This is a genomic window from Agrobacterium sp. ST15.13.015, assembly GCF_027871645.1.
Classification (GTDB): domain Bacteria; phylum Pseudomonadota; class Alphaproteobacteria; order Rhizobiales; family Rhizobiaceae; genus Agrobacterium; species Agrobacterium leguminum.
The window spans coordinates 167,002-190,074 of the sequence record NZ_JAQAHF010000010.1; the positions used below are offsets into that span (position 1 = coordinate 167,002).

The window sequence follows — 23,073 nt, forward strand, 5'->3', positions numbered from 1 at the left end:
AGCCTGCCTGCCCGGCGGTCTTTGTTTCGCGTGACCGCCGGGCATTTTTGTATCAAGGAGTAAAATTCATGGCGAAAGACGATTTGAAAATTCCACACGTGTCCTGGCGCAACGGCCGGCCGCGCTTCAATCCCTCGAAGACATTGCGGGAGGCGGGTTATGCGGGCGAGGATCTGCGGCACAAGGACGGCCGCTGGATGAGCGCCGGCGAGGCTCTAGACTGGTCACGCAAGCTCTCCAGCAAGATCGAGCTCGACAAACGCAAGCAGCGTCTGCGGGCCGGCGAACCGCGCGAAAAGGTCATTCCGCCAATGCCGATCGCCGCGATCCGGCCGGCCTTCCCCGTCAGCCTATTGTTCGACGAGTTTTTGAACGAGACGAAAAACCCACGCTTCGGGGATCTGTCCAAAAAGACCCGGGACGACTACCGCCAGAAAAGCCGCATCATCCAGAAGCACGAACCGGACGTGTGGAGCTCGGAAGCGGAAGCCCTCACAAAGCCGATCTGCATCGGGATTTATGAGAGCCTTCGGGTGAAGGTGGGCAACACGTCAGCCGTCGGCGCAATGCGTATTCTGGGCGTTGCGTTGCAATGGGCGATGGATCGCGGCCGCCTGCCCTCGATGCTGATAAACCCTGCCCACAAGCTCAAAATGAAGACGCCAGACGCGCGCCTGCGCATCGCCTCGAAACAGGAGCTCAAGGTTTTGATCGAGACGGCCGACGCGCTCAACCAACCGGAAATGGGCGACATGTTCACTCTTGCCGTATGGTCCGGCCAGCGCCAGGCGGACCGCCTGCAATACACCCGCAAGGGCCACAAGCGCGGCCGCATCATCCTGCAGCAGTCCAAGACCGGCGCGATCGTCTCCATCATCGAGGCTCCGGAGCTCAAGAAGCGAATGGACGCCGCCCAGAAGCGCCGTAACGATGCCGGCATCATATCGCCCTGGGCGGTTCTGAACGAGCGCGAATGGAAACCCTTCAACGGCGATCATTACCGCCGCAGGTTCGAGGAGGTCCGCCGCCATGCGAAGAAAAAGCTTCCGTCACTCAAGGATCTGACGGACCAGGACTTTCGCGATACCGCCGTCACCTGGCTGGCAATGGCAGGCTGCACCATTCCGGAGATCTGCGCCATCACCGGCCACAGCCTCAAGACGGCCCACGAGATCCTGAGACATTATCTTGCCCTCAATGCCGATATGGCAGACGCAGCCATCGGTAAACTGGTGACGTGGTTCGAAGCCACTGACGGCGACGACGACCGACCGGCAAGCATGAAATAAAGAAGGCGGGCTTTGACCCGCCTTTTATTTTTTAAGCTTTCAGGAGATATCTCCAAGCACTGATTTGACAGAAAATCCACATTATGCAATCAACGACAAGAATAAGAAAAGTCGCACAACGTAGTTTTACTAAGCCATTAAAAACATTGTATTTCGATATTACTTTTAATCAGTAGGTCCAGGGTTCGAATCCCTGCGCTCTCACCACCTTCCAATACAATTTTCAGATATTTCACAAAGAGTTAGCGCCGAAGGTGGCCGAACTCCGGCGGTAATGGAAAAGATTCGGCCGCAGCCCTCAGCGTAAAATAACGATATCCACCGCAAGCCCGGGTTTTAGAACAGCCGGCGCGATAAGGATCACTGGCTCGGCACCAACGCCCCGGCATGACCGGGCAATCGTTTCAATCGCTCGTGATAGTTCCTCAGGCCGAAGTCTCAGCCCCGGAAATCGTGGAATTTAATATTCCCGCAAATCCAATCAGGATATCACTTGCGCGCGGCAGTACGGCGGCAGCGCCAGTTCCAGTCTCTTGGCTCGCCCGTGTCCATATGGACCGATTCGGTGTGGCAATAGGTGCCGACGCCACCGCGTTCCGGCAGGGAACGTAGATAGGTGGCAAGCTCCCATTTGGAGACGCCCTTGATCTGGATGTCGGCGGCATCGCAGGTGTAGTGCTTGGAACCCTGCCTTATGCCCTTTGGCGGACGATAGCCCGAGGTGACGATCGCCGGGCTGTTATAGTGGCGCTCCACATCCTTGATCATCCGCACCAGTTCCGGCTTGAAACAGCCGACTTCGACGCGGTCCGTCTGCAGGAAAAGCCCGTTCGGGGCAACGCGGGTGAGGCCGGAGAGCGAGGCTAGCTTCATCAGGCCGGTCGGCTGGTCATCCTCTTCATCGAGATGGGCGTCGTCGAATTCGTCGGACATCATCGAACGGCCGGAAAGCGCAATGCCCATCGTCCCGTCCGAAACTCCGGGCAATGCCGCGACCTGCGTATTGCCGGCCGTGCCGCTTTCAATCATTTTCGGCAGGCGCTTTTTGGCCGCACCGGCGAAAAATGCCGCAAGCGTTACGCCCTTACCCTCGCTTTCCTGCCCCTCGCCCGCCGCCTTGGCGTCCTTGGCTGGTTGCGCGGCAACAGCCGCGAGCTGTTCCGATGCCGACTGCGGCCCCGGTACGGGAACCGGCTGACGATTTTCGCTGTGCTGTTCCGCCGGCGCCTGTGCGGCTGGCGGGACCTGAGCCGGCGCTGTCACCGGTTGCGCCTGCACCGGCGCCGAATAAACGCTGCTGACGGCGGGAACGATTCTCTGGGACGAAGCGCCCGCAGCAGTGGCCGTGCCAGGCGCTCCTGCAGCACTGACGGGCGCTGCTGCTGCGGATGCGGTGGAATAAATGCTTGTCGTTCCTGCGGAAATCGCCGTTGGCTGCGTCGTCAATCCGCCGATATCGGGGGCGGCGCCATAAGCCTGCGCCGGGCCGCCCGATGCCTGCGGCTGGGCTGACGCGGCCGCTCCTGCCGCCGATGCCACGGACGGATCCACATAATGTCCCTGTTGCGCACCCGCCGCAGCAGTTGAAGCCGCGGTCTGCGGCTTCTGTTGTGCGGAAATTTCCGGCTTTTTGGTCGCGGCGGCCATCTCGTCGTCGGTCACTGCCGAAACGCATCCGGAAAGCCCGAGCAGCGAAACCGCGATGACAAGACGCTGACGGACCAGACGTCCTTTCGCGCTCTCGACAGTTGTCATGCGTGGCCTCCGTATCTTGCATTTCCAACAGCAGCACGGGAACGGGCGCGTGTGCTTCCCCAAAACGGGACTGGCCGTTTCGATTCGCGGACTATGCCTCATCCCCTCGGGACAAGGCAAGAGCACCCGAAAACGCCGCTGCTCACCGGAAAATCCCTACCAGGAACCGGTATTCTGCATAGATATCCACGGTTCGGCTGGTGCGAGGCTTTCGCCCTTCTGCAAAATTTCGAAGGAAATGCCATCCGGCGAGCGCACGAAGGCCATGTGCCCATCACGCGGCGGCCGGTTGATGACGATGCCGTTCTGCTGAAGCCGGGCGCAGAAATCGTAGATATTGTCGACCTCGTAAGCCAGATGGCCGAAGTTGCGGCCGCCGGTATAATCCTCGGTATCCCAGTTATAGGTGAGTTCGAGGCACGGCGCCTTGTTTTCCTTCGCCGCAGCAATGTCGTCGCGCGCCGCAAGAAACACCAGAGTGAATCGGCCTTTTTCGTTCTCGATTCGGCGTATTTCCTCAAGACCCAGCAGGTCGCTATAGAATTTCAGTGATTCGCCAAGGTCTTTGACGCGAACCATTGTGTGCAGATACCGCATTTTCTTCCTCTCCATTACACGGGTCCGGAGCCGTTAAACGCATGATGGCAAGCCCCGGACAAGGACGGCGACATAAAAGCAGCTGCGTAAATCAAAAACTAGGGCTTGCGTGAAACCGTTACCAAGATGTTAATCTGGCGCACAGGAATCAGTTGACCGGTGTATGGCGCGTAATCGAGGGGTTGGCAGGATATGGCTGATAGGATGTCATCGAAAACGATAGTCGATGTCGAGGACCTTTCGGGCGATGCCGTGGACCTGACCGAAATTACCGGCGTCGTGAAGTGGTTCGATGTCGCCAAGGGTTTCGGCTTCATCGTGCCCGACAACGGCACGCAGGATGTGCTGCTGCACGTCTCCTGCCTGCGCCGCGACGGTTACCAGACAATTCTCGAAGGAACGCGCATCGTCGCCCTCATCCAGCGGCGCGACCGCGGTTTCCAGGCCTTCCGCATCCTGTCCATGGACCAGTCGACCGCCGTTCACCCCTCGCAGCTGCCACCGGTGCGCACCCATGTGCAGGTAACGCCTTCGAGCGGGCTTGAGCGCGCCATCGTCAAGTGGTTCAACCGCACCAAGGGTTTCGGCTTCCTGACGCGCGGCGAAGGAACGGAAGATATTTTCGTGCATATGGAAACCCTGCGCCGTTTCGGCCTGACGGAGCTTCGCCCCGGCCAGGTAGTGCTGGTGCGTTACGGCGATGGCGACAAGGGCCTGATGGCGGCGGAAATCCACCCCGACAACCCGGTTTCCATCGGGATGTCGCATTGATGTCCGCCCTGCCCCATATGGTGAAAAGCGCCGTTATGGCGCTTCTTTTTTTCACGCTGGCCGCCGCCGCCCAGGCTCAGCAACAGCAGACATTCACCTCCGAACCGCTGCAGATTGAAACCGCCGGGGGAAAGAGCCACGATTTCACTGCCGAACTGGCGCTGAACAACGCCCAGCGCGAACAGGGCCTGATGTTTCGCAAGAGCATGCCGCTTGAAAACGGCATGCTGTTCGACTTTGGTGAGCCGCGTGACGTCGCCATGTGGATGCGGAATACGCTTATTCCGCTCGACATGCTTTTCATTGGCCGTGACGGCCGCATTACCCATATTCACGAAAACGCGGTTCCGCATTCGGAAGCGATCATCAGCTCCCGCGGGCCAGTAAAATTTGTGCTTGAACTGAATGGCGGCACTGCGAAGCGCTATGGCATCAAGCCGGGCGATATTGTTCGCAGCGCGCAAATCGGCAACCGGAAATGACGTTGCTGCGTTATTGCGTCTGAATGAGCCGGACGAGGTTTCGCCCGGCTGGCGCAATATTCAATAGACCGGCTCGATATGGCTCAGAATCCGGCAATTGGAAATGGAAGCGGCAAGGTTGATGGCGATGTCGATCGCCTCGACCGAATCGGCCGTGCCTTCCAGATAGATCACATCATTTTCGACAGTTGCGGAAATGCGCGACTTCTCGAGACCAGATTCGAAAGCCAGAGCCGATGTGATTGCCTGGCATACGCCGGCCATGCGGTCTCCGAAGAAGCTTTCCTGAATGCCTGACAAATTGAACATATGCGTTCTCCTTCTTATGGACATAACAACGCCCTGAGGGCGGTTTTGTTCATCTCCGGTTCATCTATTTGTTCATCTTCCATTCATCTTGGAAAATTGGAACCCCCTGATCGATCACATTTTAGGTGATCGGGAACCATTTCGTGAGGCGGGCATTTCGCGCATGGGAGTCTGAAAGGCCTTCAAGGCAGGTAAAACAGGGAGGAGAATGACATGCTGATTAACAGAACGGAGCCGTGTCACCACGCCTCGTGGATGAAGCCGGTGGCGATCCACCTGCCGCTGTGCGTCGCGGTGGAAATCTACAGCCCGCTGGTGGCGCTGGACATGCTGATGTATCGTTGGCCCGAGGAACACGGGCCGGAATATGAAGAGGCGCGCAGGAACTGCCTCGATGCCATCGCCGGCAGATGCGACATCGAGAAGGCACGGGAATCGTTTCTCATCGCAAGCAGTCATGCCCACATCCTGAACGTCCACTAAAATTCATCGACCGTCATGACGATTGGGCCCTTCCATGCGAAGGGCTTTTTCTTTTGCGCGCGGCCTCTGCGACGCCTCCATGCACGGCGCAGCCTGCACACCGGCCGATGATGACATGTAACTGTCACGCAAACGTTATAATTGGCAGAGACGAATTCCATGGAATCGATTGGCGCGCAGACCGCCAAAAGCTTGGGAGTGGAACTGGCCAGCATGGAAACTGTCTTTGCCCTTTGCGCAATTCTGCTCCTCGGCTTCAATCTTCTCGGTATCGTTCTGGCCGGCTGGCGACTGACGAGACGGGACGCGGAAAACGATCTTGTCCGGCAAAAGCCGCCTGTCTCGCTTGTGGTGCCGCTACGCGGCGTGGAGAACTTCACGCCCCTGACGCTGTCGCGCGCCTTCGAACTCAACTGGCCCGATTATGAGCTGCTGTTCTGCGTCGCCGATGAATTCGACCCGGTGATCGAGGAGGTTCGCAAAGCGCAAGCCGCCTTCCCCTCGGTTTCCATGCAATTGCTCATTGGCGATGACCGCATCAGCGCCAATCCGAAACTGAACAATTGCGTCAAGGGCTGGCGGGCCGCCCGACATGAGTGGGTAATTCTCGCCGATTCGAACGTGCTGATGCCAAAATCCTATATTGCGACCATGATGTCGGCCTGGCGGCAGGATAGCGGGCTCGTCTGCTCGCCGCCGCTTGGCTCCCGGCCTGCGGGTTTCTGGGCGCATGTGGAATGCGCCTTCCTCAACGGCTCGCAGGGCCGCTGGCAATATGCGGCGGAAGCCATCGGCATGGGTTTCGCACAGGGCAAGTCGATGTTGTGGAACAAGCCGTTTCTGGAAGACAATGGCGGCATTCGCGCACTGGCCGCTGAAATCGCCGAAGACGCCGCTTCGACGAAGCTAGTGCGAAACACCGGGCGCAAGGTGCATTTGGTCTGCGCCCCCTTCGAACAGCCGCTCGGCCAGCGCCATGCCGGCGAGATCTGGTCGCGCCAGACCCGCTGGGCGCGGCTGCGACGCGTGACCTTCCCGCAATATTTCGCGCCCGAACTCCTCACCGGCGCGCTTCCCCCGCTTCTCTTCGCGCTTGCTGCCGCCGCCATGATGGATGTGAACCTCCCCGCAACCGCCTTTGCCGTCCTCGCCCTCATGTACGTGCCGGAACTTGCGCTCGCGGCCCTCAACCGCTGGCCGATATCGCTCCATACGCTGCCGGCGATGATCGCCCGGGACATAATCATGCCCGTCGTCTGGGGGCGAAGCTGGATCGGCAGCGCGGTGGCATGGCGCGGCAATGTCATGACGATCGGCACGGCAGAGAGCACCCTGGCTGGTCCGTCCGCGGAATAAATCAGAACTGTTTGGAAGAAGTTACGCCGGAAAGCTGATGTTTTGCTTTAAAATGGTCGGAGTGGAGAGATTCGAACTCCCGACCCTCTGGTCCCAAACCAGATGCGCTACCAGACTGCGCTACACTCCGCCGAGGCGATGGCTGGGGAATACACGGTTCACCCGCAGTCCGCAACAGGGAAATTCATCTTTGTTCAGCCACGGCTCCGATGAGCAAAACGTAATCTCGAAACGATGGCGAAGGATCGGACGGCAAGGGGATAATCGTCTTGACTCTCACCTGAAGTCAGTCCATTTCAAATTCAACGTTCCTGACACGATTTGGTTATTCTATTCAGGTACGTGATGAATAATTCGGGGCGTTTCGCCCCGCTGTCCAACCGGAGCAGTTTCGACATGTCTGCGAAGATTTACCGCCCTGCAAAAACCGCCATGCAATCCGGCAAGGCGAAGACCAATGTCTGGGTTCTGGAATTCGACGCCGAGGTTCCGCGCAAGATCGATCCGATCATGGGCTACACCTCCAGTTCCGACATGAAGCAGCAGCTCAAGCTGACATTCGAGACGCAGGAACAGGCAGAAGCCTATGCCCAGCGCAAGGGCATCGAATACCGCGTCATCCAGCCGAAGGAAGCGACCCGCAAGGTGGTTTCCTACACCGACAATTTCCGTTTCAACCGCACCCAGCCCTGGACGCACTGAAACACGACGATCAAAGTTTTTGCCGGAGCATCGATTGCCCGGCATGACGGCCCCTTAGCTCAACTGGATAGAGCAACTGCCTTCTAAGCAGTAGGTCGCAGGTTCGAGTCCTGCAGGGGTCGCCATTTCTTCTCACATTCCCCACGAATGACTGGTTTGGGTTCGTATCATCTCTTCAGAACAGAAGTTTCGACCCACACATTAAATGGCTTCTGCGGCCCCTCGTTAGTCGCGAGTATCACCGTCATCCACATATTTGGTCTCTCGATCAGAAATGCGGTTCCAGAATTCTTGACCTCTTTTGTAATCGTTCCCAGGGATGCTTGAAAGAGAGCAGTCTCGAAGGCCGTGAACTCTTTGCTCGAACAGCTCATCCCCTCGCCAACGTTCGCTGCGTAAGCCATAACGAAGTTAAGCTCGCAGTGCGAGGAGAAGAAATCTTTATAGTCGCGATAGCCAAAGAAAAACTGCAGTCCACTCGGCATGGTATAAAGACCACTCCCGCTCGCTGGCCGAGTTGTATCAGGGGCGGAGGAAAGGACGCTCACTGTCCAATCGCCATGCTCGACACCTTTATCCAAGGCACTCAAGCTCGCGCCACTCGCCACGCAAAGTTTCAACACGTCATCGAGAGGGCATGCAACAACAACCCCGTTGCTAGATGCGATAGCAATTACCAAAGCGATTAAAAAACGCACGCAGTTGTTCCTTAGTGAGCCGATGCGAACGGTAGCTTGAACGCAAAGCAAACAGAAGCCATGTCGCCCTATCGGACCTAATGTCCTTCATTAAGATTCCGCGCTGGGCCAATAACGGTCATCAGAATCAGTGGCGACGCCCATAAGTCTAAATCGTCTCCAGAGATACTCGTTTTAGCCGACTTGAATACTTGCACCTTCCATCCTGCCCAGCAAGAGCGACAAAGCCGGCGCCGGCGCCCTACCCCTGCCCAATCAACGTGAAATACCCCCACACCGCCACAAAAAACGCAATGACAGCCGCAATCGTCAGAGCCTTCTTCGCTTTCGGCCCTAACGGTTCGCGTGGCTTCTTCGGCGGCACCGGTTTGCGGAACTTCACCACATTGTCGTTCATTCTATCTTCGTCCTGACTATCGCTGCTGAAAGCTCAGCCGCGTTTATGGCATCGATCTTCCCGGATTTATCTCTAGCAGACCAGAGCTATCATAAATATTACCAAGTTTTCACTTCACCCTTGGGGAAAGCTATGTCACTTCCCACAATCAGAGGAATACAACGGCGACAGATGGACGGACAAACCGGAGAGCGGCGGCAACCCTCTGTGGTATTTTGAACTTTGCGGGTGACGAGAATGAATGACGCCAATAAGAGTGGCAGCGATACCGAAAACAGCCAGCCCGATCTGCGCGAGATTCTGGGAACGAACAGAAACGGCCGCAAGAAAAAGTCGCGTCGGTATCTCTATGCCGCAGCAGCCCTTGTGCTGATTGGCGGGGGCCTTGGTTATTATTACCAGTCACGTGCGGCAGGCGTCGCCTATAGCTATACCACGGAAGCGGCGCGTCAGGGCGATCTCTCGGTCATCGTCACCTCTACCGGCTCGGTTCAACCAACGGATCAGGTCGATATATCGAGCGAACTCTCCGGCACCGTGCGCAAGGTCAACGTCACCTATAATACCCCGGTCAAGGCCGGAGACGTTCTGGCGGAGCTGGATACCAACAAGCTGGAGGCCGACGTCCAGAGCGCCCGCGCAAAACTCGCCTCTGCCAAAGCCAATGTGCTGAAGGCGCGCGCCGATCTCGGCTCGGCAAAGACGTCCATGGAGCGCCTGCGATCCCTGGTGCAGAACCGTGTGTCCAGCCAGCAGGATCTGGATGCGGCACAGTTCACCCACGATGCCGCCGCTGCGACGCTGGAGGTGAATGAAGCAACCGTGCTTTCGGCGGAAGCGGATCTGAGGCTCGCCGAAGTCAATCTCGGCAAGGCGAAGATCGTCTCACCCATCGATGGCGTCATCCTCACCCGCAGCGTCGATCCGGGCGCCACCGTCGCCTCCTCGCTCAATGCCCCGGTGCTGTTCACCATCGCCGGCGATCTGCGCCATATGGAATTGCAGGTGTCCGTGGATGAGGCCGATGTCGGCAAGGTCGAGACAGGGCAGAAGGCCACGTTTAATGTCGATGCCTATCCCGACCGCAGTTTCCCGGCCGAGATCGAGACCGTGCGTTTCGCTTCCGAGACCGTGTCGAATGTGGTCACCTACAAGGGCATATTGACCGTCGACAATGAAGAGCTGCTATTGCGCCCCGGCATGACGGCGACCGCCAATATCGTCGTCGAAGAGATCAAGGATACGCTGCTGGTCCCGAATTCCGCGCTTCGTTATACGCCGCCGCGCGAATCCGCCTCCCGTGGCGGCGGGCTGATGAGCCTGTTCCGCCCGCCGCGCATGGGCCGCTCGCAGAACCGCGATGCCGGTCAGGCGGCTGCGGCCGGCAAAAGGACGGTCTGGGTGCTGCGCAACAACACGCCAGTCTCCGTCGCCATCGAAACCGGTTCCACCGACGGCCAGCATACCGTGGTAAAATCGGGCGAGTTGAAAACCGACGATCAGGTGATTACCGACGCAACGGCCCGCAACGCCGGCTGACGGAGGACAAGCCCATGCAACAGCCGCCGCTTATCGAATTCCGCGATGTCGTCAAGCAATATGGCCGCGGCGAAGCGACCATCCGCGCGCTCGATGGCGTCAGCCTCTCCATTCATGAGAAGGAATTCGTCGCCATCATGGGGCCGTCCGGCTCCGGCAAATCCACCTCGATGAATATCATCGGCTGTCTGGATGTGCCGACATCAGGCGAATACCTGTTTCAGGGCGTGCCGACCAGCGGCTTCGATAATGAGCACCTGACGCTGCTGCGCCGGCACATGCTGGGTTTCGTGTTTCAGGGCTTTAACCTTCTCTCCCGCACCTCGGCGGTGGAGAATGTCGAGCTGCCGCTGATCTATCGCGGCATGAAGGCCTCGGAGCGGCGCGCGCGCGCCATGGAGGCGCTGGCGCAGGTGGGCCTGAAAGGCCGCGAGGACCACACCACGCAGGAGCTTTCCGGCGGCCAGCAGCAGCGCGTGGCCATTGCCCGTGCCATCGTCACCCGCCCCGCTTTGCTTCTGGCCGACGAGCCGACCGGCAATCTCGATACGAAGACCAGCATCGAAATCATGGAACTGATTACCGCGCTCAACCGCGACAGGGGTATCACGGTGGTCATGGTCACCCATGAAGAAGATATCGCCGCCCATGCCGGACGCCTCCTGCGTTTCGTCGACGGCCACCTCGCCTCCGACAGCGCGACGGACGAAAAGGAGACCGCCGATGTTCTTTGAAACGTCGCGTCTTGCGCTGCGCGCCATCAGCCGCAATCTCCTGCGCTCCTTCCTCACCGTGCTCGGTGTCGTCATCGGCGTCGCCGCCGTCATCGCCATGGTCACCATCGGCAACGGCACGACCGAACAGGTGAAATCGGAACTGTCGCGGCTCGGCACCAACATGCTGTTCGTTCGCCCCGGCCAGTTCGGCCCCGGAAGGGCCAGCACCGAAGCCAAGCGCTTCGATGACCGCGATGTCGAGGCCATCCGCAACCAGATAAGCGGCATCCGCGCCGTCGCGCCGCAAAACCGCAGCTCCGCCGCAACCGTCATTTTCGGCGGCAAGAACCACCAGACAAGCGTCATCGGCACCACCAACGACTATCTGATCGCGCAGGACTGGACTATCGCGCTCGGCCGCGATTTCCAGCCCGCCGAAGATCGCGGCGGCCAGATCGGCTGCATCATCGGCGAAACGGTGCGGCAGGAACTGTTCGGTGCGGAAAACCCGGTGGGGCAGACGATCCGCGTCAGCAACATCTCCTGCCCCGTCATCGGTGTGCTGGGCAGGAAAGGCCAGTCCGGCCTCGGCGACGATCAGGACGACACGATCATAATGCCGCTGAAAATCCACCAGCGGCGCATCGGCGGCACCACCACCATTTCCTCGATCATGGTCTCTGCGCAGGATGGCGTTTCGACCGCCAAGGTGCAGAGCGACCTGCAAAACCTGCTGCGCGAGCGCCGCCGCATCGGCATCGGCCGCGAGGATGATTTCACCGTCAACGACATGACGCAGATCGCCTCGGCCATGACCGGCACGACGACGCTGCTGACCGGGCTTTTAGGCGCGGTCGCCGCCGTCAGCCTTCTGGTCGGCGGCATCGGCATCATGAATATCATGCTGGTTTCGGTGACGGAACGCACCCGCGAGATCGGCATTCGCCTTGCCATCGGCGCACTGGAAAAACAGGTGCTGACGCAGTTTCTGGTGGAAGCCGTCATGCTCTCGGCCTTCGGCGGCCTTGTCGGCATCCTCACCGGCCTCGGCCTTGCTTATGCCGTCGTCGGTTATCTCAACGTGCCCTTCGTCACCAGCCCGTCGATCATCTTCCTCGCCTTCGCCTTTTCGGCGGCCATCGGGGTGATTTTCGGCTATTTCCCGGCACGACGGGCGGCGAGCCTGAGCCCGATAGAAGCCTTGCGGCATGAATGAAAGCCGGCCGATCCGCTTCAGTCGCTCACCGGGCAGCGTGCACTATCCACCCACTCTCCGAGCGCGCGCTCTATGTCGTCCTGATAGGACGGCAGGTTTTCCTTCTCACTGATGGCGCGGAGATACATTTCCACGGCATTCCGTTGCAAATGGGTCAGTAAGGAAAACCTCTCCTGACATCCGCGCAAATAGGGTGCGAATTCGTGCCTGTAGTCGCCATCGAGATCGGCGATCATATAGGCGGGCAAATGAAATCGCATTCCTTCAGCATCAAGGAAGGCGGGGCTGCCGGAATGTCTGTTGAGGTCCTCCAGCGGGATCGCGGCCCAATCATTCTTCTCATCGCCAGCACGACATGCGGCGCGAACCTCGTTGTTCGCACAATCATCAAGCGCCTGCGCCTCGGAGAGGCCGACGCCGCCACCCAGCGTAACACTCGCGAATGCCTCTCGCACCGCGGCTTTCGCATTCGCAATATTATCGGGTTGCGACCTCATCAAATCGTCTGCCTGTTCAATGATGCGCTCCCCCACTCCCGTCACCATGCGCTGTCGGCCAGTCTCCACCCTCGGTCCGTTCGAGCGGGGGGCTGTTCAACGCATCACCCCTGGATACCGCAGATCCCTTTATCTCCTCCCGGTAAAACGCAAGGCAAACAATACCGGCAATCAGCGTCAGGCCAGCCACGACGCTGGCGACGATCAGCCCTATCGTCCAGATATCAATCGAGGCGCTACTGATGTCCATTCCGGTTCACTCCCCACGATCAATCCCGCCGGCGATCCGAACGCCTTCCAGCATGGGCGGCGGGCGGTTCCGCACCTACCGCCAAACCTCGCAGAATATCCGATATCCGCGCTGACCTTGCGTCAGGGCGTCAATCGGATAGGCTCGCCCTCAAGTTTACCGGATGGAGTTTGGATGTTCAAATCGGTATCGGACAGCGCCGCTGCCGCAGACGGCGGCTCGCTCGCCCTCTTCGTCGAACGGATTGACGGACAGACGGAGCTGTTTGTGATCAATCGCTCCCTCGCGTCACGCGGAACGCCCGACTACAACAAGATCACTTCGAGCCTTCGGCCGCTTGCCAAGGAGGATTGCGCAATGATCGCAGCCGGTCTCGAGCCGCTGTTGATGACGACGCCATCGATTCATCCGCTGGCGGATTTTATCGATACGCTGAAACAGCAGTCATCCCGCTGATCGGAAATGCAGTGCGGCCAATCAAACGTTGGCCTCTGCCTCACGCTGCTTCGCCAGCGCCGCCAGATCGGCGGGCTTCAGCTCAACCGATTCACCGCAGCCGCAGGCGGATGTCTGGTTCGGATTATTAAAGGTGAAACCGGAGCGCATCTTAGTCACTTCGAAATCCATCTGCGTACCGAGCAGATAAAGCACGGCGGAAGGCTGAACCCAGACCTTCGCGCCTTCGAATTCCACCAGATCGTCCTTCGCATCCGGCTCGGTCACGAGGTCGATGGTATATTCCATGCCCGCGCAGCCGCCCTTCTTGATGCCGACGCGCACGCCCCTGGCATCCGGTCCGGAATTTTCGACGATTGCTTTAACGCGCGAGGCGGCAGCCCCGGTCATGGTCATGATCGCAAAGCCCATGGGCCCATTCTCCTTCGACAATCGAGTTCAAGGCTCGATGCTTATGGATTTCAATTTAGTAGCGCCTGAGAGTGTCATCAAGAGATGACACCCGTCAAAATCACGTCAGTACCAGCCGACGGCGACCTGTGCTTCTTCCGACATGCGGTCCGGCGTCCACGGCGGATCGAAGGTCATTTCGACCACGACACCGGAAACACCCTCGACGGCGCCCACGGCATTTTCCACCCAGCCCGGCATTTCACCGGCCACCGGGCAACCGGGGGCCGTCAGCGTCATGACGATCTTGACCATCCGGTCGTCTTCGATGTCGATCTTGTAGACGAGACCGAGTTCGAAGATATCGGCTGGAATTTCCGGGTCGTAGACGGTCTTCAGCGCCGCGATTACGTCGTCGCTGAGGCGTGCAAGCTCGTCCGGCGGAATGGTGGACACCTTTTCCTGAGCTTCGGTCGCATCCTGGGTCTTTGCAGTGGCATCGGCAGTCATGGTCTTAAACCTCAATCCTGATCTCTTATCCCGATATCAGGCGAAAAATTTGCGCGCATATTCCAGCGCCTCAACAAGAGAGTCTACTTCGGCGCGGGTATTGTAAAGGCCGAACGATGCCCGGCATGTGGAGGTGACGCCAAAGCGTTTCAAGAGCGGCATGGCGCAATGGGTGCCCGCACGTACCGCAACGCCGCGCCGGTCGATCACCATCGAAACATCATGGGCGTGAATGCCCTCAAGCTCGAAGGAGAAGATGCCGCCCTTGTCCGGCGCATTGCCGATGATGCGCAGCGAATTGATCTCTCGCAGACGCTCGGCAGCGTAAGCGGCAAGATCGGCCTCATGCGCGGCAATCGCGGCGCGGCCGAGATTGTCCATGTAATCAAGCGCGTAACCGAGACCGATCGCCTGCACGATGGGTGGCGTGCCAGCTTCGAAACGGTGCGGCGGCTCGTTATAGGTCACATTGTCTTCGGAAACGTCGAGGATCATCTCCCCACCGCCCTGGAACGGCCGCATCTCGCGCAAGCGGTCAGCCTTGCCATAAAGCACGCCGATGCCCGAGGGACCGTAAAGCTTGTGGCCGGTCATCACATACCAGTCGCAATCGATATCGCGCACATCGACCGGCATGTGAACCGCACCCTGCGAACCGTCGACCAACACCGGAATGCCGCGCTCATGCGCAATGCGGCAGATTTCTTTCACCGGCACGATGGTGCCGAGCGCATTCGACATATGGGTGATGGCAACGAGCTTGGTGCGCTCCGTCAGGCTCTTTTCGAAAGCCTCGATATGAAACGCGCCGTCATCATCCACAGGCACCCAGACGAGCTTGGCGCCCTGCCGTTCGCGGATGAAGTGCCACGGCACGATATTGGAGTGGTGCTCCATGATCGAGATGACGATCTCGTCGCCCTCACCGATCTTGGGCATGCCGTAACCATAGGCAACCGTATTGATCGCCTCGGTGGAGGATTTGGTGAAGATGATCTCGTCCACCGAACCGGCATTGAGGAACCGGCGCACCTTTTCGCGCGCCGCCTCATAGGCGTCGGTTGCGGCATTGGAGAGGAAATGCAGGCCGCGATGCACATTCGCATACTCATTGGCATAGGCATGCGAAACGGCGTCGATCACCACCTGCGGTTTTTGAGCGGACGCGCCATTGTCGAGATAGACCAGCGGCTTGCCATAGACCTCGCGCGACAGGATCGGGAAATCCCGGCGCACGGCTTCGATGTCATAAGGGGCCGCCACTGCGGCGCGTTCGCTCTCAGGCATGATGCTCCAGCCAGCCGGAGATGATCGTCTCCAGCGCCTCTACCAGATTTTCTTCTTCCAGTTCCTCGACGATCTCGGCGACGAAGGCGTTGACGAGCATCGCCCGTGCCTTCGCCCGCGGCACGCCGCGCGCCATCAGGTAATAGAGATGGTTGTCGCTGATATCGGCAACCGTCGCACCATGGCCGCACTGAACGTCATCGGCGAAGATTTCCAGTTCCGGCTTTGCCGAGAACTCGCCATCGTCGGACATCAGCAGCGTATTGCACGCCATCTTTGCGTCGGTCTTCTGCGCATCGGGCGCCACCCGGATCATGCCCTGGAAAATGCCCTTCGCACGGTCGAACACCACGTTGCGGAACACTTCCGTCGAGGTCGTGTTCGGCACGTTGTGGCCGAGAACCATCGTCACGTCGGTATGGGTTTCACCACCCAGAAGGTTGACGCCGCGAACGATGAGATCAGTGCCCTCGCCTTCCACATCGATGCGCAGTTCCTGCCGCACCAGCTTGCCGCCGGCATTGACAATGAACAGGCGAATCTTGGCGTCCGCGCCGATTTTCATGCGCAGCTGGCCAAGATGAATATCGGCCGCACCCTGTTGCTGCAGGATGATCCAGGTCACTTCCGCGCCATCCTCAACGACGATGTCGCTGACGGAGGAAACAAGGGCCGCGTCCGAAGTCACCGAAAGATGACGCTCGATGACGGTTGCCTTGGAACCCTTGCCGAAACGGACCGGGAAGCGGCTGTGAACCTGGCCTGCGCCATGGATCGCCTGCAATTCGATCGGCTTCTCGATCTCGGCATCGGCCGGGATCTCGAGCACCAGGCCATCGCGCACGAAGCTGCCATTGATGCGGCCAATCGCGTCATCCTTGCTGGCTTCAGCGAGGCCGGCGGCAGCGGAACCGTCGAGCAGGCTTTCTGCAAAGCGCGAAACACGGACGTCTTCGATCTTGCCGATATCGGCCGCGCCATGCTGCACATAGGCAACCAGCGAGCCGGCAACCGTCGGCGCCTGCTTCTCGATAACGGGCGCGGGCCGGTCTTCCGGAACGGCGCGCAGCAGGCTTTTCAGATCGGTATAGTGCCACGCCTCGATGCGGCGGGTCGGAAGACCGCCGGTCTTCAGATCGTCGAACAGCACGTCACGGGCAGCAACAACAGCGCCGTCGCCCGGCAATTCGCTGAACTTGGCGGTGTAAGCGTCGACCAGCGCGGTTTCCGCTGGCGTCAGCCGGTTGGTAGCTTGAATGTTCATGGACATCACCTCCTGGCCTCTGGCTTAGGCCGCTTCACCGATGATGTCGGCGTAACCGTTGTTTTCCAGTTCCAGCGCAAGAGCCTTGTCACCCGAGCGGATGATCTTGCCCTTGTAGAGAACGTGCACGCTGTCAGGCACGATATAATCGAGCAGACGCTGATAGTGCGTGATGACGACGGTCGCGCGATCCGGCGACTTCAGCGCGTTGACGCCGTCAGCCACGATCTTCAGGGCGTCGATGTCGAGGCCGCTATCGGTTTCGTCGAGAACGCAGAGCTTCGGCTCCAAGAGCGCCATCTGCAGGATTTCGGCGCGCTTCTTCTCACCGCCGGAGAAGCCGACGTTCAGCGGACGCTTCAGCATCTCCATGTCGATCTTCAGATCGCCGGCCGCTTCCTTGACGCGGCGGATGAAGTCCGGCGTCGTCAGCTCGGACTCGCCGCGCGCCTTGCGCTGCTCATTCATCGCAACCTTCAGGAACTGCATGGTGGCGACGCCGGGAATTTCGACCGGGTACTGGAAGGCAAGGAAAATGCCCTTGGCAGCCCGCTCGGCCGCGTCCAGCTCCAGAATGCTTTCGCCGTTATAGAGAATGTCACCGGAGGTGACTTCATAATCTTCGCGGCCCGACAGGATGTAGGACAGCGTCGACTTGCCGGAACCGTTCGGGCCCATGATGGCGGCGACTTCACCAGCGGCAACCTTCAGGTTGAGACCCTTGATGATCTCGGTTTCGGTGTCGGCGATCTTTGCGTGCAGGTCGATGATTTCAAGCATGGTTTTGTTCCTGTTCATGGTGCGGTTTCAAGGACCGCCTCGTGCGCCCCGTCAGGGCTTGTCTCAAATCTCTCATCCGTCATCCTCGGGCTTGACCCGAGGATCCAGGAAGTGGGTTGTCTCTGCTCAGGCCAAGGGCCGTAGATCCTCGGGACAAGCCCGAGGATGACGTCGAGCAAGAGTTAACCCACGGACCCTTCCAGCGAAATGCCGATCAGCTTCTGCGCTTCCACGGCAAATTCCATCGGCAGCTCCTGAATGACTTCCTTTACGAAGCCGTTGACGATCAGCGCGATGGCCGCTTCTTCCGGGATGCCGCGCTGCAGGCAATAGAACAGCTGGTCTTCGGAAATCTTAGACGTCGTCGCCTCGTGCTCGAAGTGAGCGGAGGAATTCTTCGCCTCGATATAGGGCACGGTATGCGCGCCGCACTTGTCGCCGATCAGCAAGCTGTCGCACTGCGTGAAGTTGCGCGTGTTGGTCGCCTTGCGGTGGGCCGACACCTGGCCGCGATAGACGTTTTCCGAGAAACCGGCGGCGATGCCCTTGGCGATGATGCGGCTCGACGTGTTCTTGCCGAGATGGATCATCTTGGTGCCAGAGTCGATCTGCTGATGGCCATTGGAAACCGCGATCGAATAGAACTCGCCGCGGCTGTCGTCACCGCGCAGAATGCAGGACGGGTATTTCCAGGTGATGGCCGAGCCGGTTTCCACCTGTGTCCACGAAATCTTCGAGCGGTTGCCCCGGCAATCGCCGCGCTTGGTCACGAAGTTGTAGATGCCGCCCTTGCCTTCCTTGTCGCCCGGATACCAGTTCTGGACGGTGGAATATTTGATTTCGGCATCGTCGAGAGCCACGAGTTCAACAACGGCGGCGTGAAGCTGGTTCTCGTCGCGCTGCGGCGCGGTGCAGCCTTCCAGATAGGAGACGTAAGCACCCTCTTCGGCGATGATCAGCGTGCGCTCGAACTGGCCGGTGTTCTTCTCGTTAATGCGGAAATAGGTGGAAAGCTCCATCGGGCACCGCACACCCTTCGGCACGAAGACGAAGGAACCGTCGGTGAAGACGGCCGAGTTCAGCGTTGCGTAGAAATTGTCCGTCGTCGGAACGACAGAGCCCAGATATTTCTTCACCAGTTCCGGATGCTCGCGCACGGCTTCCGAGATCGACATGAAGATCACGCCGGCCTTCGCCAGTTCCGCCTTGAAGGTGGTGACGACGGAGACACTGTCGAACACGGCATCCACCGCAACCTGACGCTTTTCGACGCCGGCGAGGATTTCCTGTTCCTTCAGCGGAATGCCGAGCTTTTCATAGACCTTCAGCAGCTCCGGGTCGACTTCATCGAGCGACTTCGGGCCGGGCGTGCTTTTCGGCGCGGCGTAATAATAGAGATCGTTGAAGTCGATCTTGGGGTAGCTGACGCGCGCCCAGGTCGGCTCTTCCATCGTCAGCCAGCGCTTGTAAGCCTCAAGACGCCATTCCAGCATCCATTCCGGCTCCTGCTTCTTGGCCGAGATGAAACGGATCACCTCTTCCGAAAGACCCTTCGGGGCCTTGTCGACTTCGATATTGGTTTCGAAGCCGTATTTATACTGGTCCACATCGATCTGGCGGACCTGATCGATCGTTTCCTGAACCGCTGCCATGTCGTTCTCCAATCTCGCCGGAGCCAAGGTCCGGTGGCTTGTCAACGTATCAAGGCGGAAAGCCGCCTTATCCATCTTCGGGCAATGTCACCGCGCCGTTAAGCGGGGCGGAGCTTATACCCATGTAAGTGCGGGATGGCGCTTTTCACACATCCCGGCAAGCGGAAAATTGCTATTCCGCAATTCTTTGCCGCATTTTAAGCGGCCTGACCGGAAAGCCTGCGCCGCCCGGCAATTTTCGCAAACGCCGCAAGCGTCCGTTCGATGTCCGCCTCGTCCGTCGCATGGCCAAGGGAAATCCGGAGTGCGCCAAGCTTGGGATCGCGCCCCATAGCCGTCAGCACGTGGCTTTCCCCCACCTTGCCGGATGAGCAGGCCGAACCGGCCGACAGCGCAATACCTTCGATATCGAAGGCGATCTGCCCCGTTTCCGCCTTCAGGCCCGGCAGGGTGAAAAACGTGGTATTACCGACGCGGGCAACGTCCTCGCCGTGGATGATCACATCAGGCGCGCGCGCTCGCATGCCGTCTTCCAGCCGCGCCCGCAGAGCGGCAAGACGCGCCGCTTCAACCTCGAGATTCTTGGCAGCAACAGCGGCAGCGGCGCCAAAACCGATAACCGACAGGGTATTTTCCGTACCGGAACGATGCCCCTTTTCCTGCCCGCCGCCATGGATGAGCGGCTTCGGCATCATCACCTCGCCGCGCGAGATGAGAGCGCCAGCCCCCTTGGGGCCACCGAGCTTGTGGGACGAGATGACAATGAAATCGGCATCAAGCGCATTGATATCGAGCGGAACCCGGCCTGCCGCCTGCACGGCGTCGATGACCATCAATCCACCCGCCGCGTGCACCAGCCGCGCCGCTTCCGCCACCGGCTGGAGGATGCCGGTCTCATTGTTTACCAGCATGCAGGCAACCATCGGCAGGCCGGCGGAAGCATCGTGCGAAGACAGCAGCGCCTGAAGTGCCGCAAGATCGATGACGCCCGCTGACGTAACGGTAATTTCCGTAACGTCAGCCTTGCCGAACCGGCCGCCTTCGCGAAAGGCAGGATGCTCGATGGCTGAAACATAAAGATGGCCATAGCGCACTGGAGCGCGCCCCATCCTGAAATCCGGTGTCAGCACCAGATTGGCGGCTTCCGTCGCGCCGCTGGTAAAGGTGACATGTGCAGCCTCAGCGCCAACAAGTGCCGCAACCTCGCGGCGAGCGCCCTCAACGGCGGCGCGGGCGGCACGCCCTTCCCGGTGGACGGAAGATGGATTGCCGGCAAGATCGAGCGCGGAGACGAGAACATCGCGCACGGCGGGCAAAAGCGGCGCCGTCGCGTTCCAGTCCATATATGTCCGCGTCAAAACCGTCATAACGATGAGGCTTCATCCAATCTTCAATGCGCCAAAACGCATTTTTCTTGAAATTACAGTTGCGCTTGCCTTATGACACCACCCGAGTGCTTTAGCACACGCAAAGTTTCGAATTATTCTAAACTGCGTTCTAGAAAAGATGACATAGTTCGTCAAGTCTTCTCATCGGAAGAATGCGGTTGGAGAATGAAAAAACACGACCGGAGTACCAATGCCCGAAGTCATCTTTAACGGCCCTGCGGGTCGCCTCGAAGGCCGTTATCAACCCTCCAAGGAAAAGAGCGCGCCGATCGCGATCATCCTTCATCCGCACCCGCAGTTTGGCGGCACGATGAACAACCAGATCGTCTATCAGCTCTTTTATCTTTTCCAGAAGCGCGGCTTCACGACGCTCCGGTTCAATTTCCGCTCCATTGGCCGCAGCCAGGGCGAATTCGACCATGGCGCCGGCGAGCTTTCCGATGCCGCTTCCGCGCTCGACTGGGTGCAGAGCCTGCATCCCGATTCGAAAAGCTGCTGGGTCGCGGGTTACTCCTTCGGCGCCTGGATCGGCATGCAGCTCCTGATGCGCCGCCCGGAAATCGAAGGTTTCATGTCGATTGCGCCGCAGCCCAATACCTACGACTTCTCCTTCCTCGCTCCCTGCCCGTCGTCGGGCCTCATCATCAACGGCGATAGCGACAAGGTCGCGCCTGAGAAGGATGTGAACGGCCTGGTGGAGAAGCTGAAGACCCAGAAGGGCATCCTCATCACCCACCGCACCGTTCCCGGCGCCAACCACTTCTTCAACGGCAAGGTGGACGACCTGATGGGCGAATGCGAGGACTATCTCGACCGCCGCCTCAATGGCGAACTCGTGCCGGAACCGGCGGCGAAGCGCATTCGGTGATTGGCCGAGCATTGGCAGGGTAGGTTTTGATCTAAAGACAATGATCGATGGTGGGTGTGGCTTACCCCCCCTCTGCCCTGCCGGGCATCTCCCCCTCAAGGGGGGAGATCAGCTAGACGCCTGCTCCTCGCCCAAGTTTCTACGTCTAAAATGACCAGAAGGTCGCCACGATTCGATCTCCCCCCTTGAGGGGGAGATGCCCGGCAGGGCAGAGGGGGGTGAGCCAAGCCCTCCGTCCTATACTATGATCGTCCTTCCGATCGCACCAACACCCCCCAGTCACCGGCTCCTTCACCCCCGTCGTACCGGGATAGGTCAGCGGCAAACCCTTGACCGACCGAACCGCCAGATAGGCCCAGGCCTCCGCCTCCATCGCGCCGCCATCGAACCCCGCCTCTTCCGCCGCAATCACACGTGCGCCGACCTTGGCGGCAAGGTTACCAAACTCCTCCATGATCACCGGGTTCAACCGCCCACCACCACAGACCACGTAGGTCCTCGCCGCCTCCGGCAGATAACTTGCCGACTTCAGAATGGCAGCCCCCGTCAGATGCGCCAGCGTCCGCGCCCCATCCGCCAGTGAGACCTCCCCCTTTTTCGGCGGCACGAAATCGCTGCGGTCCAGCGACCGACGGATATTGGCTGAAAAAAACGGGCTCTCCATATAACGCACCACCAGCGACGCGACGACGCTGCCACCCGCCGCCGTCTTGCCGCCCTTGTCGAAGGCCTTGCCCGTATGCGCCTCGATCCACTGGTCGATCAGCATATTGCCGGGGCCGCTGTCGAAAGCGGCAAGCCGCCCCGCCTCACCGATATAGGTGAGATTGGAGATGCCGCCGATATTGACGAAGACGGCCGGCGTTTCGAACCCATCGGGCAGATTAGCGGAAAGCGCCATGTGATAGGCCGGGATCAGCGGCGCGCCCTGCCCGCCATGGACCATGTCGTTTGCCCGCATGTCGTAAACCACATCGATGCCGGTTTCGGATGCCAGAAGCGCGCCGTCGCCGATCTGCACGGTCAGCGCCTCGTCCGGGCGGTGCAGCACCGTCTGACCGTGAAAGCCGATCACATCGATATCGCCGGGCTGGAGCCGGTGACGATGGAGGAAGGATTTCACCGCCGCCGCATGGGCAAGCGTCAGCTTGCGCTCGGCCTCACCCAGATCGCCGGGACGTTCGCGTCGTTCACGAATGGCTTTGGCGGTGACCAATGCCTTCTGCCAGATGGCGCGCAGGCCCGGATCATAGGGGAAATACCCACTCGGCCCATGCCGAACCACGCTTTCGCCATCCGTGCGCAAAAGGGCAATATCGATGCCGTCCATCGATGTGCCGCTCATCAGCCCGATTGCCGTTTTGACCTCGCCCACCTGCCGCTCCCCTGCAATCTCGAATCATGCTTGCTTGAATCCCGAC

General features: G+C 59.4%; 25 protein-coding genes, 2 tRNA genes and 1 pseudogene. 12 read left to right on the plus strand and 16 right to left on the minus strand.

The window, feature by feature from the left end; genetic code table 11:
* Nucleotides 1–68: 68 nt before the first annotated feature.
* A complete protein-coding gene (locus PIB16_RS17085) occupies nt 69–1,289 on the plus strand; it encodes a tyrosine-type recombinase/integrase (protein WP_271046016.1) in 1,221 nt (406 codons plus the stop codon).
* 489 nt (nt 1,290–1,778) lie between these two features.
* Here the strand turns inward: PIB16_RS17085 and PIB16_RS17090 are convergent, their stop codons facing one another.
* Together PIB16_RS17090 and PIB16_RS17095 are read right to left on the minus strand one after the other, a co-directional pair.
* Complete coding sequence (locus PIB16_RS17090; RefSeq protein ID WP_271046017.1) at nt 1,779–3,044, minus strand: YcbK family protein; 1,266 nt, start codon at nt 3,042–3,044, stop codon at nt 1,779–1,781.
* 156 nt (nt 3,045–3,200) lie between these two features.
* On the minus strand, nt 3,201–3,641 hold the full coding sequence (locus PIB16_RS17095; RefSeq protein ID WP_065655178.1) for a VOC family protein: 441 nt from the start codon (nt 3,639–3,641) through the stop codon (nt 3,201–3,203).
* 192 nt (nt 3,642–3,833) lie between these two features.
* Between PIB16_RS17095 and PIB16_RS17100 the strand changes: the two genes are divergently transcribed.
* Complete coding sequence (locus tag PIB16_RS17100; protein ID WP_004442353.1) at nt 3,834–4,412, plus strand: cold-shock protein; 579 nt, start codon at nt 3,834–3,836, stop codon at nt 4,410–4,412.
* Entirely contained in the window at nt 4,412–4,894 is a 483-nt protein-coding gene (locus PIB16_RS17105; protein ID WP_271046018.1) for a DUF192 domain-containing protein, read from the plus strand. The genes PIB16_RS17100 and PIB16_RS17105 overlap by 1 nt, the downstream gene beginning before the upstream one ends.
* 60 nt (nt 4,895–4,954) lie before the next feature.
* Here PIB16_RS17105 and PIB16_RS17110 read toward each other — a convergent pair whose 3' ends face one another.
* Nucleotides 4,955–5,203 carry a BON domain-containing protein gene (locus PIB16_RS17110; RefSeq protein ID WP_003522642.1) on the minus strand — a complete coding sequence of 83 codons (249 nt, stop codon included), beginning with the start codon at nt 5,201–5,203 and terminating at the stop codon, nt 4,955–4,957.
* A 213-nt stretch (nt 5,204–5,416) separates the two neighbouring features.
* Here PIB16_RS17110 and PIB16_RS17115 point away from each other — a divergent pair, with 213 nt between their 5' ends.
* Together PIB16_RS17115 and PIB16_RS17120 are read left to right on the plus strand one after the other, a co-directional pair.
* Nucleotides 5,417–5,686: a DUF982 domain-containing protein gene (locus tag PIB16_RS17115; RefSeq protein ID WP_003522644.1), complete on the plus strand. Its 270-nt coding sequence runs from the start codon at nt 5,417–5,419 to the stop codon at nt 5,684–5,686.
* Nucleotides 5,687–5,899: 213 nt separating this feature from the next.
* Nucleotides 5,900–7,042 (plus strand): ceramide glucosyltransferase, encoded by a 1,143-nt coding sequence (locus PIB16_RS17120; RefSeq protein ID WP_271046037.1) that lies wholly within the window; start codon nt 5,900–5,902, stop codon nt 7,040–7,042.
* A gap of 53 nt (nt 7,043–7,095) precedes the next feature.
* Here the strand turns inward: PIB16_RS17120 and PIB16_RS17125 are convergent.
* Nucleotides 7,096–7,172, minus strand: a tRNA-Pro gene (locus PIB16_RS17125).
* A gap of 266 nt (nt 7,173–7,438) precedes the next feature.
* On the opposite strand from PIB16_RS17125, the gene PIB16_RS17130 reads away from it, so the two are divergent.
* A complete protein-coding gene (locus PIB16_RS17130) occupies nt 7,439–7,744 on the plus strand; it encodes an ETC complex I subunit (RefSeq protein WP_003507982.1) in 306 nt (101 codons plus the stop codon).
* A 48-nt stretch (nt 7,745–7,792) separates the two neighbouring features.
* A tRNA-Arg gene (locus PIB16_RS17135) sits at nt 7,793–7,869 on the plus strand.
* A 42-nt stretch (nt 7,870–7,911) separates the two neighbouring features.
* Here the strand turns inward: PIB16_RS17135 and PIB16_RS17140 are convergent.
* Nucleotides 7,912–8,442 carry a hypothetical protein gene (locus PIB16_RS17140; protein ID WP_271046019.1) on the minus strand — a complete coding sequence of 177 codons (531 nt, stop codon included), beginning with the start codon at nt 8,440–8,442 and terminating at the stop codon, nt 7,912–7,914.
* A 241-nt stretch (nt 8,443–8,683) separates the two neighbouring features.
* Nucleotides 8,684–8,839, minus strand: a complete 156-nt coding sequence (locus PIB16_RS17145) for a hypothetical protein (RefSeq protein ID WP_174044532.1) — start codon at nt 8,837–8,839, stop codon at nt 8,684–8,686.
* 237 nt (nt 8,840–9,076) lie between these two features.
* Here PIB16_RS17145 and PIB16_RS17150 point away from each other — a divergent pair, with 237 nt between their 5' ends.
* From PIB16_RS17150 to PIB16_RS17160, 3 genes are read left to right on the plus strand one after another with little or no spacing between them, the layout of a single operon-like run.
* Nucleotides 9,077–10,378: an efflux RND transporter periplasmic adaptor subunit gene (locus tag PIB16_RS17150; protein ID WP_271046020.1), complete on the plus strand. Its 1,302-nt coding sequence runs from the start codon at nt 9,077–9,079 to the stop codon at nt 10,376–10,378.
* Nucleotides 10,379–10,392: 14 nt separating this feature from the next.
* The gene (locus PIB16_RS17155; RefSeq protein ID WP_080816776.1) at nt 10,393–11,112 is read left to right on the plus strand and encodes an ABC transporter ATP-binding protein; all 720 of its coding nucleotides are present in this window, start codon (nt 10,393–10,395) and stop codon (nt 11,110–11,112) included.
* Nucleotides 11,102–12,310 carry an ABC transporter permease gene (locus PIB16_RS17160; protein WP_065655182.1) on the plus strand — a complete coding sequence of 403 codons (1,209 nt, stop codon included), beginning with the start codon at nt 11,102–11,104 and terminating at the stop codon, nt 12,308–12,310. The genes PIB16_RS17155 and PIB16_RS17160 overlap by 11 nt, the downstream gene beginning before the upstream one ends.
* Before the next feature lie 17 nt (nt 12,311–12,327).
* Here PIB16_RS17160 and PIB16_RS17165 read toward each other — a convergent pair whose 3' ends face one another.
* On the minus strand, nt 12,328–12,855 hold the full coding sequence (locus PIB16_RS17165) for a DUF6714 family protein (RefSeq protein WP_142845095.1): 528 nt from the start codon (nt 12,853–12,855) through the stop codon (nt 12,328–12,330).
* Nucleotides 12,824–13,057 (minus strand): hypothetical protein, encoded by a 234-nt coding sequence (locus PIB16_RS17170; protein WP_271046021.1) that lies wholly within the window; start codon nt 13,055–13,057, stop codon nt 12,824–12,826. Before PIB16_RS17170 ends, PIB16_RS17165 begins: the two co-directional genes overlap by 32 nt.
* Before the next feature lie 174 nt (nt 13,058–13,231).
* On the opposite strand from PIB16_RS17170, the gene PIB16_RS17175 reads away from it, so the two are divergent.
* The gene (locus PIB16_RS17175) at nt 13,232–13,513 is read left to right on the plus strand and encodes a hypothetical protein (RefSeq protein ID WP_174039349.1); all 282 of its coding nucleotides are present in this window, start codon (nt 13,232–13,234) and stop codon (nt 13,511–13,513) included.
* 21 nt (nt 13,514–13,534) lie between these two features.
* Here the strand turns inward: PIB16_RS17175 and sufA are convergent, their stop codons facing one another.
* The 7 genes from sufA to PIB16_RS17210 form a co-directional block, all read right to left on the minus strand.
* Nucleotides 13,535–13,924, minus strand: a complete 390-nt coding sequence (sufA, locus tag PIB16_RS17180) for a Fe-S cluster assembly scaffold SufA (RefSeq protein ID WP_003495415.1) — start codon at nt 13,922–13,924, stop codon at nt 13,535–13,537.
* A 105-nt stretch (nt 13,925–14,029) separates the two neighbouring features.
* Nucleotides 14,030–14,413, minus strand: coding sequence for an SUF system Fe-S cluster assembly protein (locus PIB16_RS17185; RefSeq protein WP_065655187.1), 384 nt, complete (start codon nt 14,411–14,413; stop codon nt 14,030–14,032).
* Between the two features lie 36 nt (nt 14,414–14,449).
* Complete coding sequence (locus tag PIB16_RS17190; RefSeq protein ID WP_065655188.1) at nt 14,450–15,700, minus strand: cysteine desulfurase; 1,251 nt, start codon at nt 15,698–15,700, stop codon at nt 14,450–14,452.
* Entirely contained in the window at nt 15,693–16,964 is a 1,272-nt protein-coding gene (gene sufD / locus PIB16_RS17195; protein WP_271046022.1) for a Fe-S cluster assembly protein SufD, read from the minus strand. The genes PIB16_RS17190 and sufD overlap by 8 nt, the downstream gene beginning before the upstream one ends.
* Nucleotides 16,965–16,988: 24 nt before the next feature.
* The gene (sufC, locus tag PIB16_RS17200) at nt 16,989–17,744 is read right to left on the minus strand and encodes a Fe-S cluster assembly ATPase SufC (protein ID WP_003522658.1); all 756 of its coding nucleotides are present in this window, start codon (nt 17,742–17,744) and stop codon (nt 16,989–16,991) included.
* A 182-nt stretch (nt 17,745–17,926) separates the two neighbouring features.
* Entirely contained in the window at nt 17,927–19,396 is a 1,470-nt protein-coding gene (gene sufB, locus PIB16_RS17205) for a Fe-S cluster assembly protein SufB (RefSeq protein ID WP_006698793.1), read from the minus strand.
* A gap of 197 nt (nt 19,397–19,593) precedes the next feature.
* Nucleotides 19,594–20,763, minus strand: coding sequence for a cysteine desulfurase family protein (locus PIB16_RS17210; RefSeq protein ID WP_271046023.1), 1,170 nt, complete (start codon nt 20,761–20,763; stop codon nt 19,594–19,596).
* A gap of 211 nt (nt 20,764–20,974) precedes the next feature.
* Between PIB16_RS17210 and PIB16_RS17215 the strand changes: the two genes are divergently transcribed.
* Entirely contained in the window at nt 20,975–21,652 is a 678-nt protein-coding gene (locus tag PIB16_RS17215) for an alpha/beta hydrolase (RefSeq protein ID WP_035263309.1), read from the plus strand.
* 271 nt (nt 21,653–21,923) lie between these two features.
* Here PIB16_RS17215 and PIB16_RS17220 read toward each other — a convergent pair.
* Nucleotides 21,924–23,027: pseudogene (locus tag PIB16_RS17220) on the minus strand (anhydro-N-acetylmuramic acid kinase); the annotation flags it as partial.
* Between the last annotated feature and the right edge of the window lie 46 nt (nt 23,028–23,073).

Coding starts and splice junctions, on each gene's coding strand:
- PIB16_RS17085 (WP_271046016.1), top strand. CDS start 69: ATGGCGAAAGACGATTTGAAAATTCCACACGTGTCCTGGCGCAACGGC.
- PIB16_RS17090 (WP_271046017.1), bottom strand. CDS start 3,044: ATGACAACTGTCGAGAGCGCGAAAGGACGTCTGGTCCGTCAGCGTCTT.
- PIB16_RS17095 (WP_065655178.1), bottom strand. CDS start 3,641: ATGCGGTATCTGCACACAATGGTTCGCGTCAAAGACCTTGGCGAATCA.
- PIB16_RS17100 (WP_004442353.1), top strand. CDS start 3,834: ATGGCTGATAGGATGTCATCGAAAACGATAGTCGATGTCGAGGACCTT.
- PIB16_RS17105 (WP_271046018.1), top strand. CDS start 4,412: ATGTCCGCCCTGCCCCATATGGTGAAAAGCGCCGTTATGGCGCTTCTT.
- PIB16_RS17110 (WP_003522642.1), bottom strand. CDS start 5,203: ATGTTCAATTTGTCAGGCATTCAGGAAAGCTTCTTCGGAGACCGCATG.
- PIB16_RS17115 (WP_003522644.1), top strand. CDS start 5,417: ATGCTGATTAACAGAACGGAGCCGTGTCACCACGCCTCGTGGATGAAG.
- PIB16_RS17120 (WP_271046037.1), top strand. CDS start 5,900: ATGGAAACTGTCTTTGCCCTTTGCGCAATTCTGCTCCTCGGCTTCAAT.
- PIB16_RS17130 (WP_003507982.1), top strand. CDS start 7,439: ATGTCTGCGAAGATTTACCGCCCTGCAAAAACCGCCATGCAATCCGGC.
- PIB16_RS17145 (WP_174044532.1), bottom strand. CDS start 8,839: ATGAACGACAATGTGGTGAAGTTCCGCAAACCGGTGCCGCCGAAGAAG.
- PIB16_RS17150 (WP_271046020.1), top strand. CDS start 9,077: ATGAATGACGCCAATAAGAGTGGCAGCGATACCGAAAACAGCCAGCCC.
- PIB16_RS17155 (WP_080816776.1), top strand. CDS start 10,393: ATGCAACAGCCGCCGCTTATCGAATTCCGCGATGTCGTCAAGCAATAT.
- PIB16_RS17160 (WP_065655182.1), top strand. CDS start 11,102: ATGTTCTTTGAAACGTCGCGTCTTGCGCTGCGCGCCATCAGCCGCAAT.
- PIB16_RS17165 (WP_142845095.1), bottom strand. CDS start 12,855: ATGGTGACGGGAGTGGGGGAGCGCATCATTGAACAGGCAGACGATTTG.
- PIB16_RS17170 (WP_271046021.1), bottom strand. CDS start 13,057: ATGGACATCAGTAGCGCCTCGATTGATATCTGGACGATAGGGCTGATC.
- PIB16_RS17175 (WP_174039349.1), top strand. CDS start 13,232: ATGTTCAAATCGGTATCGGACAGCGCCGCTGCCGCAGACGGCGGCTCG.
- sufA (WP_003495415.1), bottom strand. CDS start 13,924: ATGGGCTTTGCGATCATGACCATGACCGGGGCTGCCGCCTCGCGCGTT.
- PIB16_RS17185 (WP_065655187.1), bottom strand. CDS start 14,413: ATGACTGCCGATGCCACTGCAAAGACCCAGGATGCGACCGAAGCTCAG.
- PIB16_RS17190 (WP_065655188.1), bottom strand. CDS start 15,700: ATGCCTGAGAGCGAACGCGCCGCAGTGGCGGCCCCTTATGACATCGAA.
- sufD (WP_271046022.1), bottom strand. CDS start 16,964: ATGAACATTCAAGCTACCAACCGGCTGACGCCAGCGGAAACCGCGCTG.
- sufC (WP_003522658.1), bottom strand. CDS start 17,744: ATGCTTGAAATCATCGACCTGCACGCAAAGATCGCCGACACCGAAACC.
- sufB (WP_006698793.1), bottom strand. CDS start 19,396: ATGGCAGCGGTTCAGGAAACGATCGATCAGGTCCGCCAGATCGATGTG.
- PIB16_RS17210 (WP_271046023.1), bottom strand. CDS start 20,763: ATGACGGTTTTGACGCGGACATATATGGACTGGAACGCGACGGCGCCG.
- PIB16_RS17215 (WP_035263309.1), top strand. CDS start 20,975: ATGCCCGAAGTCATCTTTAACGGCCCTGCGGGTCGCCTCGAAGGCCGT.